This window comes from Nocardia sp. 149-1B, from assembly GCF_057747975.1.
Genome location: NZ_CM173233.1, coordinates 305,430 through 328,003, shown reverse-complemented (window position 1 = coordinate 328,003; position 22,574 = coordinate 305,430). Strand labels below are relative to the sequence as shown.

18 protein-coding genes are annotated in these 22,574 nt (G+C 72.6%); 7 read left to right on the top strand and 11 right to left on the bottom strand.

What is annotated here, in order from left to right; all coding sequences use genetic code 11:
* Positions 1 to 19: 19 nt before the first annotated feature.
* The 3 genes from AC3ANS_RS01515 to AC3ANS_RS01505 all read right to left on the bottom strand — a co-directional run bounded on the left by AC3ANS_RS01515 (position 20) and on the right by AC3ANS_RS01505 (position 9,308).
* Positions 20 to 8,155: a beta strand repeat-containing protein gene (locus tag AC3ANS_RS01515; protein WP_488294415.1), complete on the bottom strand. Its 8,136-nt coding sequence runs from the start codon at positions 8,153 to 8,155 to the stop codon at positions 20 to 22.
* A 173-nt stretch (positions 8,156 to 8,328) separates the two neighbouring features.
* On the bottom strand, positions 8,329 to 8,691 hold the full coding sequence (locus AC3ANS_RS01510; RefSeq protein ID WP_488294414.1) for a sterol carrier family protein: 363 nt from the start codon (positions 8,689 to 8,691) through the stop codon (positions 8,329 to 8,331).
* Positions 8,691 to 9,308 (bottom strand): helix-turn-helix domain-containing protein, encoded by a 618-nt coding sequence (locus AC3ANS_RS01505; RefSeq protein WP_488294413.1) that lies wholly within the window; start codon positions 9,306 to 9,308, stop codon positions 8,691 to 8,693. The genes AC3ANS_RS01510 and AC3ANS_RS01505 overlap by 1 nt, the downstream gene beginning before the upstream one ends.
* Positions 9,309 to 9,376: 68 nt before the next feature.
* Here AC3ANS_RS01505 and AC3ANS_RS01500 point away from each other — a divergent pair, with 68 nt between their 5' ends.
* Positions 9,377 to 10,633 carry an MFS transporter gene (locus tag AC3ANS_RS01500; RefSeq protein WP_488294412.1) on the top strand — a complete coding sequence of 419 codons (1,257 nt, stop codon included), beginning with the start codon at positions 9,377 to 9,379 and terminating at the stop codon, positions 10,631 to 10,633.
* Between the two features lie 3 nt (positions 10,634 to 10,636).
* On the opposite strand, the gene AC3ANS_RS01495 is transcribed toward AC3ANS_RS01500, so the two are convergent.
* Complete coding sequence (locus AC3ANS_RS01495; RefSeq protein WP_488296577.1) at positions 10,637 to 11,575, bottom strand: helix-turn-helix transcriptional regulator; 939 nt, start codon at positions 11,573 to 11,575, stop codon at positions 10,637 to 10,639.
* 80 nt (positions 11,576 to 11,655) lie between these two features.
* On the opposite strand from AC3ANS_RS01495, the gene AC3ANS_RS01490 reads away from it, so the two are divergent.
* Positions 11,656 to 11,901 carry a hypothetical protein gene (locus AC3ANS_RS01490; RefSeq protein ID WP_488294411.1) on the top strand — a complete coding sequence of 82 codons (246 nt, stop codon included), beginning with the start codon at positions 11,656 to 11,658 and terminating at the stop codon, positions 11,899 to 11,901.
* A 9-nt stretch (positions 11,902 to 11,910) separates the two neighbouring features.
* Here AC3ANS_RS01490 and AC3ANS_RS01485 read toward each other — a convergent pair whose 3' ends face one another.
* A complete protein-coding gene (locus AC3ANS_RS01485) occupies positions 11,911 to 12,555 on the bottom strand; it encodes a class I SAM-dependent methyltransferase (protein WP_488294410.1) in 645 nt (214 codons plus the stop codon).
* Between the two features lie 93 nt (positions 12,556 to 12,648).
* Here AC3ANS_RS01485 and AC3ANS_RS01480 point away from each other — a divergent pair, with 93 nt between their 5' ends.
* Entirely contained in the window at positions 12,649 to 13,200 is a 552-nt protein-coding gene (locus AC3ANS_RS01480; RefSeq protein WP_488294409.1) for a helix-turn-helix domain-containing protein, read from the top strand.
* A gap of 93 nt (positions 13,201 to 13,293) precedes the next feature.
* A complete protein-coding gene (locus AC3ANS_RS01475) occupies positions 13,294 to 13,704 on the top strand; it encodes a DUF6069 family protein (RefSeq protein ID WP_488294408.1) in 411 nt (136 codons plus the stop codon).
* On the opposite strand, the gene AC3ANS_RS01470 is transcribed toward AC3ANS_RS01475, so the two are convergent.
* The 3 genes from AC3ANS_RS01470 to AC3ANS_RS01460 form a co-directional block, all read right to left on the bottom strand.
* Complete coding sequence (locus AC3ANS_RS01470; RefSeq protein ID WP_488294407.1) at positions 13,701 to 14,492, bottom strand: alpha/beta hydrolase family protein; 792 nt, start codon at positions 14,490 to 14,492, stop codon at positions 13,701 to 13,703. The genes AC3ANS_RS01475 and AC3ANS_RS01470 overlap by 4 nt on opposite strands.
* Positions 14,493 to 14,648: 156 nt before the next feature.
* Entirely contained in the window at positions 14,649 to 16,898 is a 2,250-nt protein-coding gene (gene purL, locus AC3ANS_RS01465) for a phosphoribosylformylglycinamidine synthase subunit PurL (RefSeq protein WP_488294406.1), read from the bottom strand.
* A 79-nt stretch (positions 16,899 to 16,977) separates the two neighbouring features.
* Complete coding sequence (locus AC3ANS_RS01460; protein ID WP_488294405.1) at positions 16,978 to 17,526, bottom strand: TetR/AcrR family transcriptional regulator; 549 nt, start codon at positions 17,524 to 17,526, stop codon at positions 16,978 to 16,980.
* Between the two features lie 144 nt (positions 17,527 to 17,670).
* Between AC3ANS_RS01460 and AC3ANS_RS01455 the strand changes: the two genes are divergently transcribed.
* Entirely contained in the window at positions 17,671 to 19,119 is a 1,449-nt protein-coding gene (locus AC3ANS_RS01455; protein WP_488294404.1) for an MFS transporter, read from the top strand.
* Between the two features lie 40 nt (positions 19,120 to 19,159).
* On the opposite strand, the gene AC3ANS_RS01450 is transcribed toward AC3ANS_RS01455, so the two are convergent.
* Positions 19,160 to 19,399 (bottom strand): hypothetical protein, encoded by a 240-nt coding sequence (locus AC3ANS_RS01450; RefSeq protein WP_488294403.1) that lies wholly within the window; start codon positions 19,397 to 19,399, stop codon positions 19,160 to 19,162.
* Between the two features lie 211 nt (positions 19,400 to 19,610).
* On the opposite strand from AC3ANS_RS01450, the gene AC3ANS_RS01445 reads away from it, so the two are divergent.
* Positions 19,611 to 21,035, top strand: coding sequence for a glycoside hydrolase domain-containing protein (locus AC3ANS_RS01445; protein ID WP_488294402.1), 1,425 nt, complete (start codon positions 19,611 to 19,613; stop codon positions 21,033 to 21,035).
* A gap of 6 nt (positions 21,036 to 21,041) precedes the next feature.
* Here the strand turns inward: AC3ANS_RS01445 and purQ are convergent, their stop codons facing one another.
* Positions 21,042 to 21,710: a phosphoribosylformylglycinamidine synthase subunit PurQ gene (gene purQ, locus AC3ANS_RS01440; protein WP_488294401.1), complete on the bottom strand. Its 669-nt coding sequence runs from the start codon at positions 21,708 to 21,710 to the stop codon at positions 21,042 to 21,044.
* Positions 21,707 to 21,991 carry a phosphoribosylformylglycinamidine synthase subunit PurS gene (purS, locus tag AC3ANS_RS01435; protein ID WP_488294400.1) on the bottom strand — a complete coding sequence of 95 codons (285 nt, stop codon included), beginning with the start codon at positions 21,989 to 21,991 and terminating at the stop codon, positions 21,707 to 21,709. The genes purQ and purS overlap by 4 nt, the downstream gene beginning before the upstream one ends.
* A gap of 59 nt (positions 21,992 to 22,050) precedes the next feature.
* Between purS and AC3ANS_RS01430 the strand changes: the two genes are divergently transcribed.
* The gene (locus AC3ANS_RS01430) at positions 22,051 to 22,554 is read left to right on the top strand and encodes a YflT domain-containing protein (RefSeq protein WP_488294399.1); all 504 of its coding nucleotides are present in this window, start codon (positions 22,051 to 22,053) and stop codon (positions 22,552 to 22,554) included.
* Positions 22,555 to 22,574 lie beyond the last annotated feature (20 nt).

The following is a 22,574-nucleotide window of genomic DNA, read 5'->3' as shown; positions in this document are numbered from 1 at the left end:
CTCGTGCTCGGGGTGCTGGTCAGGGGGTGGGGCAGCCGGCGCCGCCGACGAACCCGCCGGCCCCGGTGGCCACGGTGTTGGCGGCCAGGCTGCTCGCGCCGGAGTTGTTGGCGGTCAGGAAGCTCTGGACGGCGGTGTTGTCGTTGTTCGCTCCGGCGTACCCGGGCAGCCTGATCGTCGTGGTCTGCCGCTGGCGCAGCCGGATGTCCGTCCCGCCGAGGGAGCCCGACCCCGTCAGCGTGTTCGCGAGTGCGCCCACGCCACCGATCGCGGCGCAGGCCTGGAAGGTGTCGTTCGGGACCGTGCCGATGTTGAGGTGCACGCCGTTCCTCCCGATGCCGACGGCGGGGTTGCTGCCCGGCTCGGCGATCGTGTTGCCCGTGATCGTGGTGTTGATCGCCCCCGGCTGCGACGAGGCGCCGCCGCCGGCGAGCACCTCGACCCCGAAGTTGTTGTACTGCCGGATCGTGTTGCCGGTGACGCTCCAGGTGCTCGTGCCCTGGCCGACCTGCTGCAGCTTGAGCGCCGACCCCTCAGCCGAACCGGAGTTCGCGACCCCGGAGACCCCGATCGTGTTGTTGGCGAAGGTGCCCGCCTGGGTGGCCGATCCGGTCGTCTTCACGACGAGCACACCGGGGCCGACGGCGTCGCGGAAGGAGTTGTTGGCGATGTTCATCGTGGTGTCGCCACCGGTGCCGCTGGAGAACAGCGACACCCCGCCGCCACCGGTGCTGATCGCCGGGTGGGCGTTGCTGAACGCGTTGCCGGTCAGCACCAGGTCACCCGATCCGCTGCCGTTGTGGTTGAACTGCAGCAGGTCGCCGGCCGCGCTCGCGAACGTGCTGCCGCTGATCGTCGCCTGCAGCTGACCCGCCGTCGAGGAGCTCTCCAGCAGCAGTGCGTCGTTGCTCGGCCGGGTGCCGTTGGCCCCGAAGACGACGTTGGTGAACGAGATCCGGTTCAGCGAGCCCGCGGTGTTCACGACCCGCACGTTGTCGGCCTCCCCGCCGCTGACGTAGCTCTCGCTGACGCTCACGGTGCCGGTCAGGTTGTCGAACCGCACGCTGGAGTCGTTGTACGGCGACGCCAGGTTGGTGCCGTTGAGGCCGTTGACGACGCTGTAGGCCAGCCCGAAGCCGGTGACGTTCGTCCCGCGGATCCCGTAGTTGGTGTGGTCGTGGATCCACATCCGGGTGAACGACGGGTTGAACGTGTTGTTGAGCACGATGCCCGACCCACCCGGCGTCGCACTGCTGTCGTCGCCGCCGGTGCCGTTGGCGAGCACCCCGCCGGAGCAGCCGCTGGTCACGGCGTTCGTGCAGGTGCCGCCGGACCCCGACACGATCAGCCGCCCGGAGCTGCCGGTGTTGTTGGCCCGGATCCCGACGCTGGCCCCGTTCGACGAGATGCTCTGGAACCGGACGTTGTCCGCGCCGATCGTCGAGTTGTCGATGAGCAGCGCGCCGCCGGTGCCCGACGAGATCACGTTGCCCGTGCCGGTGACGGCGAGGGTGCCGCCTCCCGACATGACCAGGCCGCTGCCCGAGGTGGTGGTGAGCGACAGGCCGCCGCCGGTGAACGAGACCGTGTGGCCGGTGTTGGAGACCAAGGACACCGCGGTCGAGCTGCCGGTGACGAACGCGCTCGCGGCACCGCTGAAGACCGTGGCCCCGCCGCTGTTGCTGGCGACGCTGATGCCGCCGCCGGCGTCGGGGCCGTCGGTGAGCGCGCCGCTCAGCGTGAGCGTGCCTCCGGTGCGCCCGGTGATCGACGCCGTGCTGCCGGACCCGTCGGCGATGGCCCCGGCGTACGTCACCGTGCCGCTGCTGGCGCCCGCGACCACGAACGCGGTGCCGGCCGCGCCGGTGATCGTGCCGCCGGTGGCGGTGAAGGAGCCGGTGCCGAGCCCGTTGAGCGAGATGCCGGTCGTCGAGCTGTTGGTCGAGCTGACCCCGTCGAGGTCGAGCACGGGACCGCTGGTGCCGGAGACGTCGACGGCGGGGCCGCCGTTCGCCGTGATGTTGGCCGTGCCCGCGTCGGACACCGTGACGGTGCCGGCGTTGCTGAGCACGAGCGCTCCGGTCGCGCCCGATGTCGTGGCGAGCACGAGGTTGGAGAACGTCGTGGTGCCGGTCGTGTTGACCAGCGACACCGCACCGCTCCCCGACCCGCTCACGGTGATGTCGTCGAAGACGCTGGCGGCGCCGAGAGCGGTGCTGGTCGCCTCGAGGGCCTTGGCGCCCTTCGTCGTCAGGGAGATCGTGCCTCCCGTCGCGAACCTCACGGTGCCGGCGTTGTTGAGGCGCACGCCCACCGATCCGGCGGTCTGGCCGGTCGCGGCCGTGTTGTCGACGGTGAGGCCGGAGACGTCGAAGGCGCCGCTGGTGCCGTCGAGCTCGAGGCCCGGCTGCGTGCCGGCGGTGCCGGTGTCGACGATCCGGACGTCGATGATCGACCCGTTCGTGTCGCCCACGCCGCCGGCGATGCCGCCGCCGGCACCCGAGGGATCGATCGTCAGGCCGCGCACGGTGTTGCCGCTGGCGAGCGTGACGACGTCCGCGTCCGACCTGGTGAGCACCGGCCGAGCACCGGGGACGCCGGTCCACAGGGTGTCGGATCCGACCTGGAGGTCTGCTGCCTCGCCGATCAGGGCCTGGCCGGTCCGGAGGTCGACGCCGGTGCCGTAGCCCGTGGTCGTGCCGTCCCCGGCGAAGACGAAGATCGTGCTGCCGGCGCCCGAAGCGGTCTGCGCCTGGGCCAGGGTGTCGAACGGCGCGTCCGAGGTGCCGGCGTTGCCGGTCGCGTTGTTCGAGACGTACCAGACGCACCCGGTGAGCGCGATCGTCACCCGGCCGGTGTCGGTGGCGGCCGTGGGGGTCGCCTGGTCGGTGACGGTGTAGTCGAAGTAGTCGGAGGTGTCCGTGCAGCTCGTGCTCGCGGCCGGCGTGTAGGTGAAGTCGCCGTCGGCCTGGAGCACCACGCTCCCGCCGTCGTTCGTGGCGAACGACCCGGCGACCACGGCGAGCGGGCCGGGACCGTCCACGTCGACGTCGCCTGCGAGCAGGTCGCCCGTGATCGTCTTGTGCGGGCGGGCGTTGGCCGGGGCACCGTCGGTCGGGTCGTCGACGACCAGGTCGGTGTTGCCGATCGCGCTGTTGGCACCGTTGAACGTCTCGTCGTCGGCGACCGGCGCGTCGTTCACGCAGGTGACCACCATCGACACGGTGGCCGTGGAGCCGCCGTTCAGCGTGTAGGTGAACGTGTCGTCGCCGGAGGCCCCCGGGTCGTTGCAGTAGTTCGCCGCCGGCGCGTAGGTCAGGCCCGTCCCGAGCCCCGTGATCACCACGGTGCCGTTGGCCGGCTGGGTGACCGACGCGATGCTCTTGGCGCCCGCGTCGACGTCGGTGTCGTTGGCGAGCACGTCGACCGCGGAGGCCGTCGCGTCCTCCGTGACCGTCGCCGTGTCAGCGACCCCGACCGGGGCGTCGTCGACGGCCGTCACGTGGACGCCGATGGTGCCCCAGGCGGGCCCAGCGGGCGTGTTGACGGTGAAGTTGACCGTGCGTCCGAGCACGGAGGGGTTGTCGGAGCTGTTCACGAAGGTGACCGCCCGCAGCGCCGCCACGTACTGCGCGGCCGTGCCCGAGCCGGTGAGGACCAGCGTGTGCGCCGTGCTCGTGCCCTCCGTGATCGCGTCGCCGAGGTCGTTGTCGGTCCAGCCGAGCGCGTCGTTCGCCTCGGCGTTGCCGGTGATGCCGACCAGGGCACCGGTGATCGTGACGACGTCCGGGTTCGTGATCGTGAGGGCGGTGTCGATCGGCGTGGGCGCGCCGTTCTCGGTGTACGACGTGGGCCCGGCCGACGTCGTCAGCGTCGGCGGGTCGTCGACGCAGGTCACCGTGACCGACACGGTCGCCGTCGAGCCGCCGTTGAGCGTGTAGGTGAACGTGTCGTCCGGGGTGGCACCCGGGTCGTTGCAGTAGTTCGCATCCGGACGGTAGGTCAGGCCCGTGCCACCACCGGTGATCACCACCGCACCATCGGCCGGCTGGGTCACCGACGCGATCGAGATCGGTCCGCCGTCCACGTCGGTGTCGTTCGCGAGCACCGGCACCGCGGTCGCCGGGTCGTCCTCGGTGATCGTGGCGGAGTCGTCGACCGCGACCGGCAGGTCGTCGACGCAGGTCACCTTCACCGACACGGTCGCCGTCGAGCCACCGTTGAGGGTGTAGGTGAACGTGTCGTCCGGTGCGGCACCCGGGTCGTTGCAGTAGTTCGCGGCGGGCGCGTAGGTCAGGCCGGTGCCACCACCGGTGATCACCACCGTGCCGTTGGCCGGCTGGGTCACCGACGCGACCGTCTTCGGGCCGCCGTCGGTGTCGGTGTCGTTGGCCAGGACGCCGACCGCGGTCGCCGCGGCGTCCTCGGTGACCGTGGCGGAGTCGTCGACCGCCGTCGGCGGGGCGTCGCAGGCGACGGTCACGGTGACGGTGCCGGTGGACCCGCCGTTGAGGGTGTAGGTGAACGTGTCCTCGGGTGCGGGGTCGGGGTCGTTGCAGTAGCCGGCGTCGGGGGCGTAGGTCACGCCGGTGCCGCCGCCGGTGATCACCACGTGGCCGTGGCCGGCCTGGGTGACCGACTCGACCAGCTTGGAGCCGGCATCGATGTCGGTGTCGTTCGCGCGCACGTCGATCGCGTTCGCACCCGAGCCCTGGACCACGGTCGCGGTGTCGTCCACGGCCACCGGGGCGTCGTCGACGCAGGTCACGGTCACGGTCACCGTCGCGGTGGAGCCGCCGTTGAGGGTGTAGGTGAACGAGTCGAGCAGCAGGCCCGGGGGGTTGTTGCAGTAGTTCGCGTCCGGCCGGTACGTCAGGCCCGACCCATCAGCAGCCACCGCCACCGTCCCGTGGGCCGGCACGGTCACCGGACCGATCGTCATCGGGCCGCCGTCGATGTCGGTGTCGTCGGCCAGCACGTCGATCGCGGTCGCCGCCGCGTCCTCCGTCACGGTCGTCGTGTCGTCGACCGCCACCGGGGCGTCGTCCACGCAGGTGACCGTCACCGACACCGAGCCGGTCGAGCCACCGTTGAGCGTGTAGGTGAACGAGTCGTCCGGGGCCGCGCCCGGGTCGTTGCAGTAGTTCGCGACGGGTGCGTAGGTCAGGCCGGTGCCACCACCGGTGATCACCACGGTCCCGTGCGCGGGCTGGGTCACCGACGCGATGGAGATCGGACCGGCATCGACGTCCGTGTCGTTCGCAAGCACCGCGACCGCGGTCGCCGCGGCGTCCTCGGTCACCGTCGCGGAGTCGGCGACGGCGGACGGCGGGTCGTCGACGCACGTCACCGTCACCGACACCGTGGCGCTCGAACCGCCGTTGAGGGTGTAGGTGAACGTGTCGGGCACGAGTCCGGACGGGCTGCAGTAGTTCGCGGCCGGGGCGTAGGTCAGGCCGGTGCCCCCTCCGGTGATCACCACCGCGCCGTGAGACGGCTGGGTCACCGACGCGACCAGCTTGGGACCACCGTCGGTGTCGGTGTCGTTGGCCAGGACGCCGACCGCGGTCGCCGCGGCGTCCTCGGTGACCGTGGCGGAGTCGTCGACCGCCGTCGGCGGCGCGTCGCAGTCCACCGTCATGCGCACGGTGCCGACGGAGCCGCCGTTGAGCGTGTAGGTGAACGTGTCCTCGGGGAGCCCGGGGTTGTTGCAGTAGGCGGCGGCGGGCTCGTAGGTCAGTCCGGTGCCGCCACCGGTGATCACCACGGTGCCGTGGCCGGGCTGGGTCACGGAGTCGATCGTCATCGATCCGGCGTCGACGTCCGTGTCGTTGGCCAGCACCGCGACCGCGGTCGCGGCGGCGCCCTGCAGCACGGTCGAGGTGTCGTCCACGGCCACCGGGGCGTCGTCGACGCAGGTCACAGTGACCGACACCGTGGCGGTGGAGCCGCCGTTGAGCGTGTACGTGAACGTGTCGTCAGCGCCAGCGCCCGGGTCGTTGCAGTAGTTCGCGTCGGGCCGGTACGTCAGGCCCGTGCCACCACCGGTGACCGCGACGGTGCCGTGCGCCGGCTGGGTCACCGACGCCACCGTCATCGGACCCGCGTCGACGTCGGTGTCGTTGACCCGTACGTCGATCGCGGTCGCCGCGTCGTCCTCGGTCACCGTCGCCGTGTCGTCGACCGCCACCGGGGCGTCGTCGACGCAGGTCACAGTGACCGACACCGTGGCGGTGGAGCCGCCGTTGAGCGTGTACGTGAACGTGTCGTCAGCGCCAGCGCCCGGGTCGTTGCAGTAGTTCGCGTCGGGCCGGTACGTCAGGCCCGTGCCACCACCGGTGACCGCGACGGTGCCGTGCGCCGGCTGGGTCACCGACGCCACCGTCATCGGACCCGCGTCGACGTCGGTGTCGTTGACCCGTACGTCGATCGCGGTCGCCGCGTCGTCCTCGGTCACCGTCGCCGTGTCGTCGACCGCCACCGGGGCGTCGTCGACGCAGGTCACGGTGACCGACACCGTGGCGGTGGAGCCGCCGTTGAGCGTGTACGTGAACGTGTCGTCAGCGGCCGCGCCCGGGGCGTTGCAGTAGTTCGCGTCGGGCCGGTACGTCAGGCCCGCGCCGCCACCGGTGACCGCGACGGTGCCGTGCGCCGGCTGCGTCACCGACGCCACCGTCATCGGACCCGCGTCGACGTCGGTGTCGTTGACCAGCACGTCGACCGCGGTCGCGGGGTCGTCCTCGGTGACGGTGGCGGAGTCGTCGACCGCCGTCGGAGCATCGTCCTGGCAGGTGACGATCACCGACACCGTGGCGGTGGAGCCGCCGTCGAGCGTGTAGGTGAACGTGTCCACCGGAGCGGGATCGGGGTCGTTGCAGTAGTTAGCGTCGGGCCGGTAGGTCAGGCCCGTGCCACCACCGGTGATCGCCACGGTCCCGTGACCGGGCTGGGTCACCGAACCGATGGTGATCGGGTCGGCGTCGGCGTCGGTGTCGTTGGCGAGGACCGGCACCGCAGTCGGCCCCGCGTCCTCGGCGAGCACGGTCGAGTCGTCGACGGCGACAGCCGGGTCCGGGGTGCAGGTGATGTCGATGACGACCTGTCCGCGAGCACTGCCGCCGTGGCCGTCCTCGACGGTGTAGCCGAAGCCGCCCACGCCCGGCCCGCAGACGTCGGCTGCGGGAGTGAACGTGATCGTGCCACCGGCCAGCGCGACGGAGCCCTGCGCAGCGCCGGACACATCTGTCAGCGAGAGCGTGTCCCCATCGGCGTCCGTGTCGTTGGCGACGAGGCCGGCGGCCGCTACCACCAGGGCCGTGTCCTCGACGGTCGCCAGCCGGTCGTCGACCGCCACCGGAGCGGCGTTCTCGAAGACGTCACCGACTCGGATCGCCAGCACCTGCTCGACGTCCGCGCCCGCGTCGTCGACCGCGCGGACTCGGATCGAGAGGTCCGGATCGGCCTCGAAGTCGAACGGCGCGGCGCTGAGCAGCCGGTCATCGTCGATGGTGAAGGAGCCGTTGTCCCCGTCGCCGGCGCCACCCACGAGCGTGAAGGTGTGGTGGTCGCCCCGGTCGCGGTCGGTGGCCTCGACGACACCCACCTCCGTGCCGGCCGGCTGGTTCTCGTCGACAGTGCCGGGTGAGAGGGTGACCGCGGTCGGCGCGTGGTTCTGGGTGACGCGCTCACAGTTGCGGGCCACGTCGTCGTCGGTGTCGGCGGCGGCCGTGTCGCGGCCGCCCGGGCCGCAGTCGAGCGCGTCGTGGAAGCGCTCGGCGTCCAGGCCGAGCAGGTCGTCGTCACCGGCGCCTCCGGCGAGGGTGTCGTCCCCCACACCACCGGTGAGCTCGTCGTTGCCGGCCTGGCCGCGCAGCACGTCGTCGCCCGCCTCGCCGTCCAACGAGTCGTTGCCGGCTCCGCCCACGAGCACGTCGTCGCCCGGCCCGCCGAGCAGCACGTCGGCGCCGCCGCGGCCGACCAGTCGGTCGTTCCCGCCTCGTCCGCAGATGACGTCGTCGCCGGGGCCGCCGACGAGATCGTCGTCGCCCGGCGTACCCACGATCGTGCAGGCGTCAGCGCGAGGCTGCGGCGCCGCAACGGCGGGGGTCGGCAGCACCGGCCCCAGGCTGGCCACCAGGACGGCGACGACGAACATCGACCATGCCCGGCGGCCTGACGGCGCGACCGGAACGCGCAACGACAACGCCCTGCTCCTCACTACAGCTGCGCGTTCGCCACCCGAGTTGCGGTGCGCTTCTCCACCCGAGGGACCAACGTCCCATCAAGAAGGGACCGTCCGCAGGCGATTCGGAGGAATTTCGTCTCTAGTTAATCCAGGGGAAGGAGCGCCGTGAGGTCGGCCCGCTCGCCGGAGGCCCGGACCCGGCCGTCGCGCTCGGCGTCGGTCCAGGCCAGGGCGCCGGTGGCGAGCTCGATCCAGGTCCGGGCGTCCATCTCGACGACGGCGGGCGGGGTGCCCCGCGTGTGGCGGACGCCGGGGATCACCTGCACGGCGGCGTACGGCGGGACCCGCACCTCGACCGACCGGCCCGGTGCCCGCTCCTCGAGCACCGCCAGGAAGTGCTTGGTCAGCAGCCGGAGGTCGGCCCGGTCGGAGTCGCCCTCGGCGCACACGCGGCCCAGGGCCGCGGCGACGTCGGCGGGGTCGGCCGGACGGAGACGGGCGGGCATCAGTGGTCGCCCCCGCCGGCGTCCTCGCCGGCGTCCTCGCCGGCGCGCTCGCCGGGCGGCTCCGCAGCGAGCTCGGGGATGGGCTGGATCAGCTGGTAGACCGAGTAGGTCGAGCGGTCGCCGTCGGCCTCGCGGGTGCGCTGTCGCCAGCGCTCGACGACCTCGCTCATCTCCTCGAGCATCTCCTTCGCCTCCTCGGAGGTCAGCCGGAGAGCCCACTCGGAGACGCTCTTCTCCCGGCCCCGCTCGGGCTCGATGGCGAGGGCCCGGTCGACCAGGTGGTGCCCCCAGGCGACCGCGCTGCGCTGGAAGACGGCGTACGCCGCCTTGCCGCCGGGCTGATCGAGCATCTCGCGGGTGCGGAAGCTGACGCCCTCGGGGTCCACGAGCCGCCAGACCCGGTCGCGCTTGTCCCGCGCCTCGTCGGGCGCCTCCTCGACCAGCCCGTACTTCGCGAGCTGGCGCAGGTGGAAGCTGGCCTGGTTGGCCGGTACGTCGATGAGCCGGGCGATGTCCGCCGCCCGCAGGGAGCCGGCCGCGAACAGCTCGGACAGGATCCGGTTGCGGGTCGGGTGGGCGATCGCGCGCAGCACGCGCGGGTCGTCGTACATCGCCATGCCCGCAGTCTACGCAGAATCCGCACGAACTATTGCGCAACATATATTGCGCACCTATTGTTGCGCATATGCCGTCCTACCGAACCCTGGCCCGCAACCACGACTTCACGGCATTGTGGGTCGGGCAGACGATCTCCGAGCTCGGCTCCCGGGTGAGCAGCTTCGCGATGCCGCTGGTGGCCTACGCGATGACGCACTCGGCGTTCTGGGCCGCGACCGCGGAGGCGGCGTACCTGCTCGGCATGGTCGCGATGCTGCTGCCGGGCGGCGTGCTCGCCGACCGGTGCCACCGGCGCCGGCTGATGCGCCTCTCGCACGGAGCCGGGGCCGTCCTGTACGCCTCGCTGGTCGTCGCCGGGCTGCTCGGCGCGCTCACACTGCCGCACCTGCTCGTGGTGGCGCTCGCCACCGGCCTCGCCGCGGGGCTGTTCCTGCCGGCCGAGACCGCGGCGATCCGCACCGTGGTCGCGGCCGAGGAGCTGCCGACGGCCCTGAGCCAGCAGCAGGCGCGTCAGCACGTCGCCTCGCTCACCGGCGCTCCGCTCGGCGGACTGCTGGTCGCGCTCACGCGCTGGGCGCCGTTCCTCTTCGACGCCGTCAGCTACCTGGCCGGATGGGTGCTGCTCGGACGGATCCGCACCGACCTGTCGGCGCCGCCGGCGACCGGCGCGCGGCGACCGCTGCGCGACCTGGCGGACGGGCTGCGGTTCGTCTGGTCCCGGCGGTTCTTCCGGGTGCTGCTCGTCTGGTCGCCACTGGTCAACCTCACGATCAACGCGCTGTTCTTCGTCGCACTGCTGCGCCTGGTCGAGGCCGGCTTCCCGTCGGTGCAGATCGGCCTCGTCGAGGCGACCATCGGTGTCTTCGGCATCCTCGGCGCCCTGGCGGCGCCGTGGCTGATCGACCGGCTCGCGACCGGGACGCTCACGGTGCTGATCGCCTGGAGCTTCGTGCCGCTCTCGGTCCCCCTGGCCCTGTGGAACCACCCGGTGGCCATGGCCGGGGCGGCGTCCGTCGGCCTGTTCCTCAACCCGGCCGGCAACGCCGGGATGGGCTCCTACCGGATCGCGGTCACCCCACCGGACCTGGTCGGACGCGTGCAGTCGACGATGCAGTTCACCTCGATGCTCTCGATGCCGCTCGCACCCGCCCTCGCGGGGGCGCTGCTCGCCGCCGTCGGCGGTCGGGACGCGGTGTTGGCGCTGACGGCCCTCACCGCGCTGGTCGCGCTGATCCCCACGCTGTCGCGGTCGGTGCGCTCGGTGCCCCGACCGGCCGAGTGGGAGCGACACGTCGCCCCGGCGGAGATGGCGCCCGCCGCCTGATGGTCACGGCGGCGTGGTGGCGCGGGCGAACCGCCCGGCGGCGGAGGTCAGCGCCTCGCGAAGCTCCTCGGGCCCGTCCACGGCGAACTCCGCGTCGATGCGGGCGAGCACCATCAACGGCCAGTCGAGGGTGTCGGTGAGCATCACCATCCGGCAGGCGGACGGTCCGTCGGGCTCGACGGTGGCCCAGCGTCCGACGTGCTCCTCGATGCTCGCGGCGTCGGCCTCGAACCGCACCCGCACCTCGTAGCGCTGGGCCATCGACCGGATGCCGGCTCGGACGAACGTCGGCGCGTCCAGCGCCGGCAGCGTCCGGGGCCGGAACCGCTGGCCCGACGCGCGCGGCGCGGTGACCCGGTCGACCCGGAAGGAGCGCCAGTCGTCGCGGTCACGGTCGAAGGCGACGAGGTACCACCGGCGGCCGAGGCACACGAGGCGGTAGGGCTCGACCCGGCGCTCGCTCGATGCCCCGTCGCGGGCCGTGTAGGCGAACGAGATCGGCTCGTCGTCGCGACAGGCCTGGGCAAGCGTCGTGAGCACGCCCGCGTCGAGGGCGGGCCCGCCGGCCCACGGCACCCCGTCGGTCTGTGAGTGCACGGCGTCCATCCGGCGGCGCAGCCGCGGGGGCATCACACCGATCACCTTGGTGAGGGCCTGGATCGCCGTCTCCTCCATGCCGCTGACCGCGCCGGACGCCGCGGTGCGCAGGGCGACCGCGATCGTCACGGCCTCCTCGTCCTCGAGCAGCAACGGCGGCAGCTGTCCGCCGGCGCGCAGCTGGTAGCCACCAGCCACCCCGCGTACGGCGTCCACGGCGTAGCCGAGCTCGCGCAGCCGGTCGATGTCGCGGCGCAACGTGCGCGGGCTGACCTCGAGCCGCTGGGACAGCTCGCCGCCGGGCCAGTAGCGGTGGGTCTGCAGCAGCGAGAGGAGCCGGAGCATCCGGGCGCTCGTGTTCACGTGATCGAGACTAGATCCGAAAGCGGTCAGGATCTGACCGCTTGCCTTCCTAGCGTCTCCCCATGACGACCCGCACCCTTCGGCTCGTGTCCCCGACCCGGGACCGCATCTCCCTGCGCTTCGCCACCGAGGGCGATGCCGCCGCCGCCACCGAGCGCGCCCAGCACCTGCCCGGCGCGAGCGCCGAGCTGGCCGGCCGCCAGCTGACGATCCTGGTCCCGGACGGCCGGGACCTGGTGACGTCGTACGTCACCGACCTCGCGTGGGCCGGCGTGCTCGCCGAACGGCTGGAGGTCGTGGGCGCCTGACCTCGGCCACTAGGCCCGGCGCCGGGCCCGGAGCACCGCGTCGCGCACCTCGTGGTCGACGCCGTCGCGGGTCTCGCGGCGGGGCCGGGCCTCGACGCGCACGTCGAAGAGCTCGGGGTCGAGCGCGGGCGCCAGCTCCTCGGCGGTGAACAGCACGCCGGGCATCGACCACCGCAGGCCCGTGTGCGCATCGTCGGGGTGGTGGCCGACGACGAGCAGCGTGCCGCCCGGCGCGACGGCTCTCGCCATCTGGCGGGTGGCCTCGAGCATGCCGTCGTCGAGCAGGTGCAGGAAGTGCGAGGTGACGAGGTCCCACTGCTCCCCCTCGGCGGTCCAGGTGCGCAGGTCGGCCTGGCGCCACTCGATCCGGTCCGCGACGCCCCGCTCGGCCGCATGGGCGGCGGCCCGGGCCAGCCCGGCGTCGGAGAAGTCGATGCCGGTGACCTGCCAGCCGTGCTCGGCCAGCCAGATCGCGTCACCGCCTTCACCACAGCCCAGGTCCACGGCCCGGCCGGGCGTCAGGTCGGGCGCCAGGTCGGCCACCTCGGCCGCGAGCACGGCGTTGGGGCGGCCGCTCCAGATGCGGCCGGGCCCGGCGTAGCGCTCGTCCCAGGACGGCTGCTCGAACATCTCGGGGGTGATCTCGTGAGTCATGCTCCGAGCATCCGGGCCGGTGGGCGGATCGACAACTCCCGTTGCCGTTCCGGCAAACCGGCCCGCGCACACTGGTCCGTGCACACTGGGGACATGACCGACGAGGCCATCCAGGTCGGCCCGCGGCTCCGGGCCCTGCGCCAGCAGCGCGGCGCCACGCTGCGCGACCTCGCGGAGGAGACTGGCATCTCGGTCAGCACCCTCTCCCGCCTGGAGTCCGGCCAGCGGCGTCCGACGCTCGAGCAGCTGCTGCCCCTGGCACGCGCCCACCGGGTCTCCCTCGACGAGCTCGTCGACGCCCCCGCGACCGGCGACCCGCGGGTGCAGCTGCGCGCCGTACGCCGGCACGGCCGGACGTTCCTGCCGCTCACCCGGCGCCCGGGCGGCCTCCAGGCCTACAAGATGGTGATGCCGCCGGAGCCGGACGCCGTCACGGACCTGCGCACCCACGAGGGCTACGAGTGGCTCTACGTGCTCTCGGGCCAGCTGCGGCTGCTGCTCGGCGACCGCGACCTGACGCTCGGCCCCGGCGAGGTGGTCGAGTTCGACACCCGCACGCCGCACTGGCTCGGCAACCCCGGCCCGCACCCGACCGAGGCGCTCGCGCTGTTCGGGCCGCAGGGCGAGCGGATGCACGTGCGCTGAGCGATCTCGGACGGTGGTGTCGATCCGGACGCCGGCCGTTCGTGGAGAGGGTGACGGAGCGGAACGGACCGCTCCCCCACCCAGGAGCTCACCATGACCACGATCACCACCACCGCCACCCGCCCCAGCACCCGCCCGAACCCCCGCGCCGCTGGCGCCCGCGTCTCTTGGCACGCCGGCGTCGCGACCACCGTCGTCGCCGCCGGCGTCGTCACCGCCCTCGCCGCGACCCTCGACGCCGCCGGTGCACCGCTCGGCGTCGGCGGCGAGCCGATCCCCCTGTACGCCTTCGCCCAGCTGGTGGCGATCGGCGGCGTGATCGGCATCGTGCTGGCCCGCCACCTGGGGCGCACGACGTTCCTGCGCACGGCGGTCGTGCTCACCGCACTGTCCTGCGTGCCGTCGGTCGCGCTCGGCACGGCGGCCGGCGACAAGGCCGGACTGGTGCTCACCCACCTGGTCGCCGCGGCGATCGTCGTGCCGCGTTTGGCGCCGCGCCGTTAGGCGATCGCGCCCAGGATCCTCAGCGTGCGCGCCCAGGCCGCCGAGTCGGGGTCGATCACCGCGAAGTGGTCGCCGTCGACCTCGACCAGGTCGGCCGTCGCGCCCGCGGCGTGCGCGGCGGTGACGTACGCGCGCGACTGGCTGATCGGCACGATGTCGTCCGTCCGGCCGTGCACGCACCAGACCGGGACGTCGAGCGGCACCTGACGGATCGGGTCGACGCCGGCGTCCGCGGGTCCGGGCGGGTGACCGAGGAACGCCTCGACCGCGCCGCCACCCAGACCGAGCTCGTACGCCGCTCGCAGGTCGAGCACCCCCGCCTGCGAGACGACGTGCGTGAAGCCGCCACCCGCGGCGGCCCAGGTCACCAGGTGCCCGCCGGCCGAGTGCCCGATGCCCACCACGGGGCCCACCACGGGGCCGGCCACGCCGGGGCGCGCGTCGATCGCGGCCCGGACGTCGGCGAGCGTGTCGGCGGCACCGGTCCCCCGCCGGTACTCGATCGCCCACACCGCCCAGCCGGCCGCGGCCAGGCTCGGCACCAGCGGACGGGCGTACTCGATGCCGTACTCCGGCTTCCAGAAGCCGCCGTGCACGACGACCGCGATCCCCCGCGGGGTGCCGGGGGGCATCGTCAGCTCGCCGTACTGCGCTGGGTCGTCGCCGTAGGTGACCCGCCGGGCCGTCGGGTTCACCGGGTTCGTCGGGTTCACCGGGCGCTCGCCGTCCGCGTCGCAGCCCGCGAGGGCGGCGAGCAGGGGGAGGGCGAGGACGGTCCGGCGCTGCACCCGAGGCGTTCGGAGCGAACGGCTCGGCGGACTGCTCCCTGGCCCCAGGGGTCACACCGGACGGGCGATCCCTGCACTTCTCGGGTGAAGTTTCGGCCGAACAGTGATGGTTTCCCCGGGTACCCGGGGAAACCGGCGCAGCCGAGGCCCACGCGATCAGGCCAGCGCGGCCGGCAGCGTCGCGGTCCAGGCGGTGCGCAGCTCGTCGAGCGGGACCTCGAACTGGCCCTCGACCACGAGCGCGTCGCCACCCGTGATGCCGATCGCCGCGATCGGCACGCCATACCGGCCCACCAGCTCGACCAGCCGCTCGGCGTCCCCATCGGGAACGGTGACGACCACCCGGCCGGCGGACTCGCTGAACAGCGCGACGAACGGGTCGCCCGGGACCTCGACGGAGACGCCGATGCCGTGGCGCAGCGCGCCCTCGGCCAGCGCCTGCGCCAATCCGCCGTCGGAGAGGTCGTGCGCGGAGGTGACCAAGCCGACCGCCTCACGCAGCAGCTCGGCCAGGGTCCGCTCGCCCGCCAGGTCGACCTGCGGCGGCAGCCCGCCGAGGTGCCCGTGGACGACGTGCGCCCACTCCGAGCCGGACAGCTCCTCGCGGGTCTCGCCGAGCAGGAACACCCGCTCCCCGCCGGCCGACCAGGCCGACGGCGTACGCCGGGTGACGTCGTCGATCACGCCGAGCACCGCGACCACCGGCGTCGGGAGGATCGCGGTCTCGCCGGTCTGGTTGTAGAGGCTGACGTTGCCGCCGGTGACCGGGACGCCCAGCTCGAGGCAGCCGTCCTTGAGGCCGCGGCACGCCTCGGCGAACTGCCACATCACCGCGGGGTCCTCGGGCGAGCCGAAGTTGAGGCAGTCGGAGATCGCCAGCGGGGTCGCACCACCGGTGGCGACGTTGCGGTAGGCCTCGGCGAGCGCGAGCTGCGCGCCGGAGTAGGGGTCCAGCTTGGCGTAGCGCCCGTTGGCGTCGGTCGCGATCGCGACTCCGAGGTTGGTCTCCTCGTCGACGCGGATCATGCCGCTGTCGCTGGGCTGCGCCAGCACGGTGTTGCCGCGCACGTAGCGGTCGTACTGGTCGGTGATCCACGACTTGTCGCAGAGGTTGGGGCTCGCGACCAGGGTCAGCAGCGTCGAGCGCAGCTCGTCCCCGGAGGCGGGGCGCGGCAGCGACTCCGCCGCGTCGGCCTGCAGCTCGTCCTGCCAGGACGGCCGCTCGAAGGGGCGGTGGTACGTCGGGCCGTCGTGCGCGACCGACCGCGGCGGCACGTCGACCACGCGCTCGCCGTGCCAGTCGATCTGCAACCGGCCGGTGTCGGTGACCTCGCCGACGACGACCGCCTCGACGTCCCACTTCGCGCAGATCGCGAGGAACGCGGCGACGTCGTCGGGCTCGACGACGGCCATCATCCGCTCCTGCGACTCGCTCATCAGGATCTCCTCGGGGGCGAGCGAGGAGTCACGCAGCGGCACCCGGTCGAGCTCGACGTGCATGCCGCCGTCACCGGCGCTGGCCAGCTCGGAGGTCGCGCAGGAGAGCCCGGCACCGCCGAGGTCCTGGATGCCGGCCACCAGGCCCGCGGCGAAGATCTCGAGCGTGCACTCGATGAGGAGCTTCTCCATGAACGGGTCGCCGACCTGCACGCTGGGCCGCTTGGCCGGGCCGTCGGCGTCGAACGTCTCGGACGCGAGCACGCTGACGCCGCCGATGCCGTCGCCGCCGGTGCGGGCGCCGTACAGGATCACCTGGTTGCCGACGCCGCTGGCCTTGGCGAGGTGGAGGTCCTCGTGGCGCAGCACGCCGACGCAGAGCGCGTTGACGAGCGGGTTGCCGAGGTAGGTCTCGTCGAAGACGGCCTCGCCACCGATGTTGGGCAGGCCCAGGCAGTTGCCGTAGCCACCGACCCCGGCGACGATCCCGGGCAGCACCCGGTGGGTGTCGTCGGCGTCGAGCGGACCGAACCGCAGCGGGTCCATCACCGCGACCGGGCGGGCACCCATCGCGAGGATGTCGCGGACGATGCCGCCGACGCCGGTCGCGGCACCCTGGTAGGGCTCGACGTACGACGGGTGGTTGTGCGACTCGATCTTGAACGTGACCGCGTAGCCCTGACCGATGTCGAGCACGCCGGCGTTCTCGCCGATGCCCGCGAGCATCTTGCCGGCGGCGGTCTCCTGGGGGATGTCGGAGAACTGCTTCAGGTGGACCTTGGAGCTCTTGTAGGAGCAGTGCTCGCTCCACATCACGGAGTACATCGCGAGCTCGGAGCTGGTCGGCCGGCGCCCGAGGATCTCGCGGATCCGGGCGTACTCATCGGCCTTGAGGCCGAGGTCGGCCCACGGCTGGTCGTGGTGGGGGTCCTCGGCGGCAACTGCGACGGTGTCGAGCACGGGCGTCAATCTACCGGCGATCGCGACCGTGCCCTGCGCCGGTCGTCGCGGCTGGACGCCGGGCCGCCGCGAAGCGGACCCGGACCCCCTACTTCAGCAGCCCGTCCGCGACCACGGCGAGCATCGGCCGGACGGCGGCGGGTTCGAGGTCGCCCTGGTCGGCCACCGAGGCGATGCCGCCGACCAGGCGCGCGACCTCGAGCGAGGTCACGTCCTCGCGGATGGCGTCCTGCTCGCGCAGCCGGTCGAGCACGCGGTCGCCGGCCGAGCGCAGCACCTCGCACTTGCTGCGGATCGGCGAGGCCTCGTCGCCCATCGCGCAGGTGATCTTGGCCGGTCCGCCCTTGTGGAGGCTGATCAGCTTCACGTACTCCTCGAACCAGGTGAGCAGGAGCACCCGCGGTCCGCCCTCGGTCGTCAGCGCCTTGTCAGTGGTGTCGTTCACCCGGTCGACCCAGGACTGCATGATCGCGTCGAGCAGGTTCTCCCGCTTCGGGAAGTGCCGGTAGAGCGTGCCCGGGCCGACGCCGGCCCGCTTGGCGACCTCGTCGAGCGAGGCGTCGTACCCCTGCTCGCGGAAGACCTCGCGCGCGACCTCGACGATCCGGTCGTAGTTGCGCCTGGCATCGGCACGCACGGGAATCTCACCTCATTCTCGACAGACCTGCACAAAAAGGGACTTGCTAAACGGAGACTGCCTCCGTATGGTTTACCACGAAGCGGAGTCATCCTCCGGATCTACTGTACCTCGGCCCGCCGGGCCAGAACAGGACCTCATCACATGTCCCGTGACACTCTCCCCACCGACCTCCCGCAGAACGCGGGCAGGGCGGCTACCGGCATCGCGATCGTGTTGGTCGCCCAGCTCATGCTCGTCCTCGACGCGACCGTCGTGAACGTCGCGCTCCCTCGCATCGACGCCGACCTGGACTTCGGCCCGGCGTCGCTGTCGTGGATCCTCAACGCCTACACGCTCGCCTTCGGCGGACTGCTGCTCCTCGGCGGCCGCCTCGGTGACGTCTTCGGCCGGCTCAAGGTCTTCGAGGCCGGCCTCGCCGTCTTCACCCTCGGCTCGGCCCTCGGCGGCCTGGCCCAGTCCCCCGGCCAGCTGGTGGCCGCCCGCACCCTCCAGGGCGTCGGCGCGGCGCTGGCCGCCCCCGGCGTGCTCGCCCTGCTCACCACCAGCGCCCCCGACGAGGCCGCCCGCAACCGGGCGTTCGCCCTGTTCGGCGCGGTGTCCTCCGGTGGCGCGTCGATCGGCCTGCTGCTCGGTGGGTTCCTGACCGACGTCGGGTCGTGGCGCTGGACGCTGTTCATCAACGTGCCGATCGGCATCGCGGTGCTCATCCTCGCCCCGCGGTACGTCGACGAGACCGCCCGCCGCCCGGGACGCTTCGACATCGTCGGCGCGCTGACCGCGACGTTCGGCGCCGTCTCCCTGGTCTGGGCGCTGATCGGCACCCCCGAGCACGGCTGGACCTCGGCCCGCACCCTCGGCGGGTTCGCGATCGGCCTGGCCCTGCTCGCCCTGCTGGCCCGCACCGAGGTGCGCCACCCGCACCCGATGGTGCAGCCGCACCTGGTCCGCAACCGCGCCCGGGTCGCCGCCCTCGCGGTGATGGCCCTGGTGATCGGCGCGAACCTGTCGATGTTCTTCCTGGTCGTGCAGTACGTCCAGGGCGTGCTCGGCTTCGGGCCGATGACGGCCGGCGCGGCGTTCCTGCCGTTCAGCCTCGGCATCTTCGCGGTGTCGCGGGTGACCCCGCAGCTGCTGCCGCGCCTCGGGGCGCGGACGATGATCCTCGCGGGCAGCGCCGCTCTCGCGATCGGCTACGCGTGGCTGAGCACGATCGGCACCACGGACACCTACTTCGCCGCGGTCTTCGGTCCGATGACGATCGCCGGCGTGGCGACCGGGTTCGTGTTCATGCCGATCACCGCGACGGTCCTCGGCGGGGTCGAGCCGGAGCACGCCGGGTCCGCCTCGGGCCTCCTGCAGACCACCCAGCAGCTGGGCAGCGCCGTGGGGGTGGCCGCGATCGTGTCGGTCTACGCCGCGGGCGCCGTGCCCGGTCAGTTCGTGCCCGGCCTGCAGGCGGCGTTCCTCACCTCCGCGACGTTCGCCGCCGCGGCGGTGGTGGTGGGCGCGGTCGGGCTGCCGTCGAGGTCGCCTCGACGGGTCGAGATCGCCGAGGAGGAGCTGGAGGCGGTGGCCGCCGAGGCCGCCTGATCCCCTCCCGGCTCACCGCAGGGCAAGCACGTACGACGGCTCAGCTGGCCTCCGCCAACGGCGGGGTCGGCTGGGCCGTCTCGTGCGTCCGGATCAGCACGGGGTGCTCGTCGTGGGCGGCGGCCTCCTCGAGCGAGGGCGCATGCACCGGGGTCCAGTGGGTGCCGTCCCACCACCAGTGGCCGTCGGCGCTCGCGAGCGGCACGCCGCCCTCGGTCGGGTCGGCGTGGAAGTGCGCGACCAGCCCCAGGGAGGGCTGGTTCGTCCAGGTGTCGTCCATGATCGTGTTCCCCCTCGAACGCTCGATCGGCACGTGCACGACCAGCCTGAGCCGATCGCCGGCGCTGCGTGTGCGGCTTGCGCGAACCTTGCGGCGCCGCGTTCGAATTACGGCTCTGTAGTTCCGGCGAACGCTGTGACTGGTGTGATTTGTGAGGTTATGGTGGCGTGGCCTCGACGGCAGGCACACCTACTTCCCCTGGAGTCCCGCCATGTCCCGCCCGTCCTCTCGGACCACTCGCGCCCTCCTGCACCGCGCGCTCGTCGCCGTCGTCGGCGGCGCGGTCGCCACGACCACGGTGGCGGCACTCAGCGTCGGTGGATCGGCCGACGCCGCCGGGCCCCGGCCCACCGCCTCGACCGCCGCCCGCACCGGGAACGTCGTCACGCCTGGTGACTTCACGGGCTACGGCTTCGACCAGTGCCACACCCCCGAGCAGTGGCAGATGGACCGGTGGCTGCAGAGCTCGCCGTTCCTCGCGGTCGGCATCTACATCTCCGGTGACTCCCGCGCCTGCCGCGACCAACCGAACCTGACCCCCGCCTGGGTCAGCACCCAGCTCGCCAACGGCTGGCGCCTGCTCCCGATCACCCTCGGCCCCCAGGCCTCCTGCCAGCCGCGCTTCCCGCGGTACGGCGACGACGAGACGATCGTGCCCCGGGCCGGCACCAACGGCACGTACTCCGCGGCCAAGAAGCAGGGCAACGAGGAGGCGATCAAGACCGCCGGTGTCGCCACCGAGCTCGGCATCGCTCCCGGCAGCACGCTCTGGTACGACCTCGAGGGCTTCGACCTGCGCAACACCGCCTGCCGCGAGTCGGCGCTGGCGTTCCTCAGCGGGTGGACCTGGCAGATCCGCAAGCTCGGCTACCTCTCGGGCGTCTACTCGAGCGCCGGCTCGGGCATCAAGATGCTCGACGATGCCCGCGTCAACCGGCCCGACAAGGTCGTGCTCCCCGACCAGATCTGGGTGGCCCGCTGGGACGGCGCGGCCAACACCTCCACGACGTACCTCCGCGAGGACGGCTGGCGCCCGCACGCCCGGATCAAGCAGTACCAGGGCGGGCACGACGAGACCTGGGGCGGCGTCACGATCAACATCGACCGCAACTTCCTCGACGTCGGCCGGGGCTCGGTGCCCGTGCCGGAGGCCCACTGCGGTGGGGTGAAGATCGCCTACGGGCTCTACCCGGTGATCCGGCCGCCGGCTCCGGGGGCGACGCCGCCCGCGACGAAGGTCAAGGCGCTGCAGTGCCTCCTGCAGGAGCAGGGCGTGTACGCCGGGAAGATCACCGGCAGCTACTCCCCCAGCACGATCCAGGCGGTCAACGCCTGGCAGACCCGCGCCGGGTTCGCGGTCTCGTCGACCTTCTGGCGCCGCAACTGGGTGTCGCTGCTGAGCGCCGGCGACCAGCCGGTGGTGAAGTTCGGCTCGGTCGGCCCGGCCGTGCGCCGTGTCCAGCGCGCGCTCAACGCCGTCGTGGACCGCGACGTCCCGATCAAGGCCACCGGCGTCTTCGACGCGCCCACCACCACGGCGCTGATGGCGTGGCAGAAGAAGGCGGGCCTCGAGGTCAGCGGCGTCGCCGGCACCCAGACCTGGACGGCGCTCGCCGCCGGCAAGCTGCGGCGCTGACCACCCTCAGGCGAACGCGCGCGCCGCGAGGCTGGTGAAGAACCCGAGCCCCTCGGTGCCGGGACCGGTGAGGTCCTCGACCGCGTGCTCCGGGTGCGGCATCAGGCCCACCACGTTGCCGCGCTCGTTGGTCACCCCGGCGATGTCGCGCAGGGAGCCGTTGGGATTGTCATCGAGGTAGCGCGCGACGACCCGGCCCTCCCCCTCGAGACGGTCGAGGGTCTCGGCGTCGGCGACGTACCCGCCCTCGCCGTTCTTGAGCGGCACGGTGATCTCCGCACCCGGGGCGTACGCCGAGGTCCACGGGGTGTCGGTGTTCTCGATGCGCAGCCGCTGGTCGCGGCACACGAACTTGCGGTGGTCGTTGCGGATCAGCGCACCCGGCAGCAGGTGGGACTCGCAGAGGATCTGGAAGCCGTTGCAGATGCCCAGCACCGGCATCCCCCGGCGGGCGGCCTCGACCACCTCGGCCATCACCGGCGAGAAGCGCGAGATCGCCCCGCAGCGCAGGTAGTCGCCGTACGAGAAGCCGCCGGGCAGGATCACCGCGTCGACGCCGCGCAGGTCGTGGTCGCCGTGCCAGAGGGCGACGGCCTCGTGGTCGGCGACCCGGACCGCGCGCTGGGCGTCGACGTCGTCGAGCGAGCCGGGGAAGGTGACGACCCCGACCTTCACGAGCCCGACCCCGCGACCGTCTCCACGGCGGCCGGCGTGGTCTCGACGGAGACCGTGAAGTCCTCGATCACCGGGTTGGACAGCAGCGTCTCGGCCATCTGCCGGACCTGCTCGAGCACCTCGTCGGTGAGCTCACCGGCGATCTCCAGCTCGAAACGCTTGCCCTGGCGGACATCGGTGACGCCGCTGAACCCCAGACGTGGCAGGGCGCCGAGGACGGCCTTGCCCTGGGGGTCGAGGATCTCGGGCTTGGGCATGACGTCGACGACTACGCGAGGCACGCGGCACAGTCTAGGGCGTCACCGCCGACGGTCCTGGGCGCCTGCGCCACACTGGACGCATGAGCATGCCCACCCCGATGCCGGGCGCTTCTCCCCTGAAGCTGGAGTTCCCCCAGTCCCTCGCCGTCTACGACGACTACGCCGCGGCCCAGAAGACCGTCGACTTCCTCTCCGACAACCACTTCCCGGTGCAGCACCTGATGATCGTCGGCACCGACCTCAAGCGGGTCGAGCGCATCACCGGACGTCTCACCACCGGCCGGGTCGCCCTCGGCGGGCTGCTCTCGGGCGTGTGGCTCGGGCTCTTCGTCGGGCTGATCTTCGCGATGTTCGTCAACGAGAACGCGTTCGCGATGATCGTCTCCACGATGCTGTTCGGCGCGGTCTTCGGGCTGATCTGGGCGCTGATCGGCTACGCCCTCACCCGCGGCCAGCGCGACTTCTCCTCCGTCACCCAGGTGGTGGCCACGAAGTACGAGGTGCTCGTCGAGCACAAGGTCGCCGCCCAGGCCCGCGAGCTGCTCGCCAAGCTCCCCGGCGCGCTGCCCAACCCGTTCGAGTGAGCAGTGAGCCGCGACGGAGG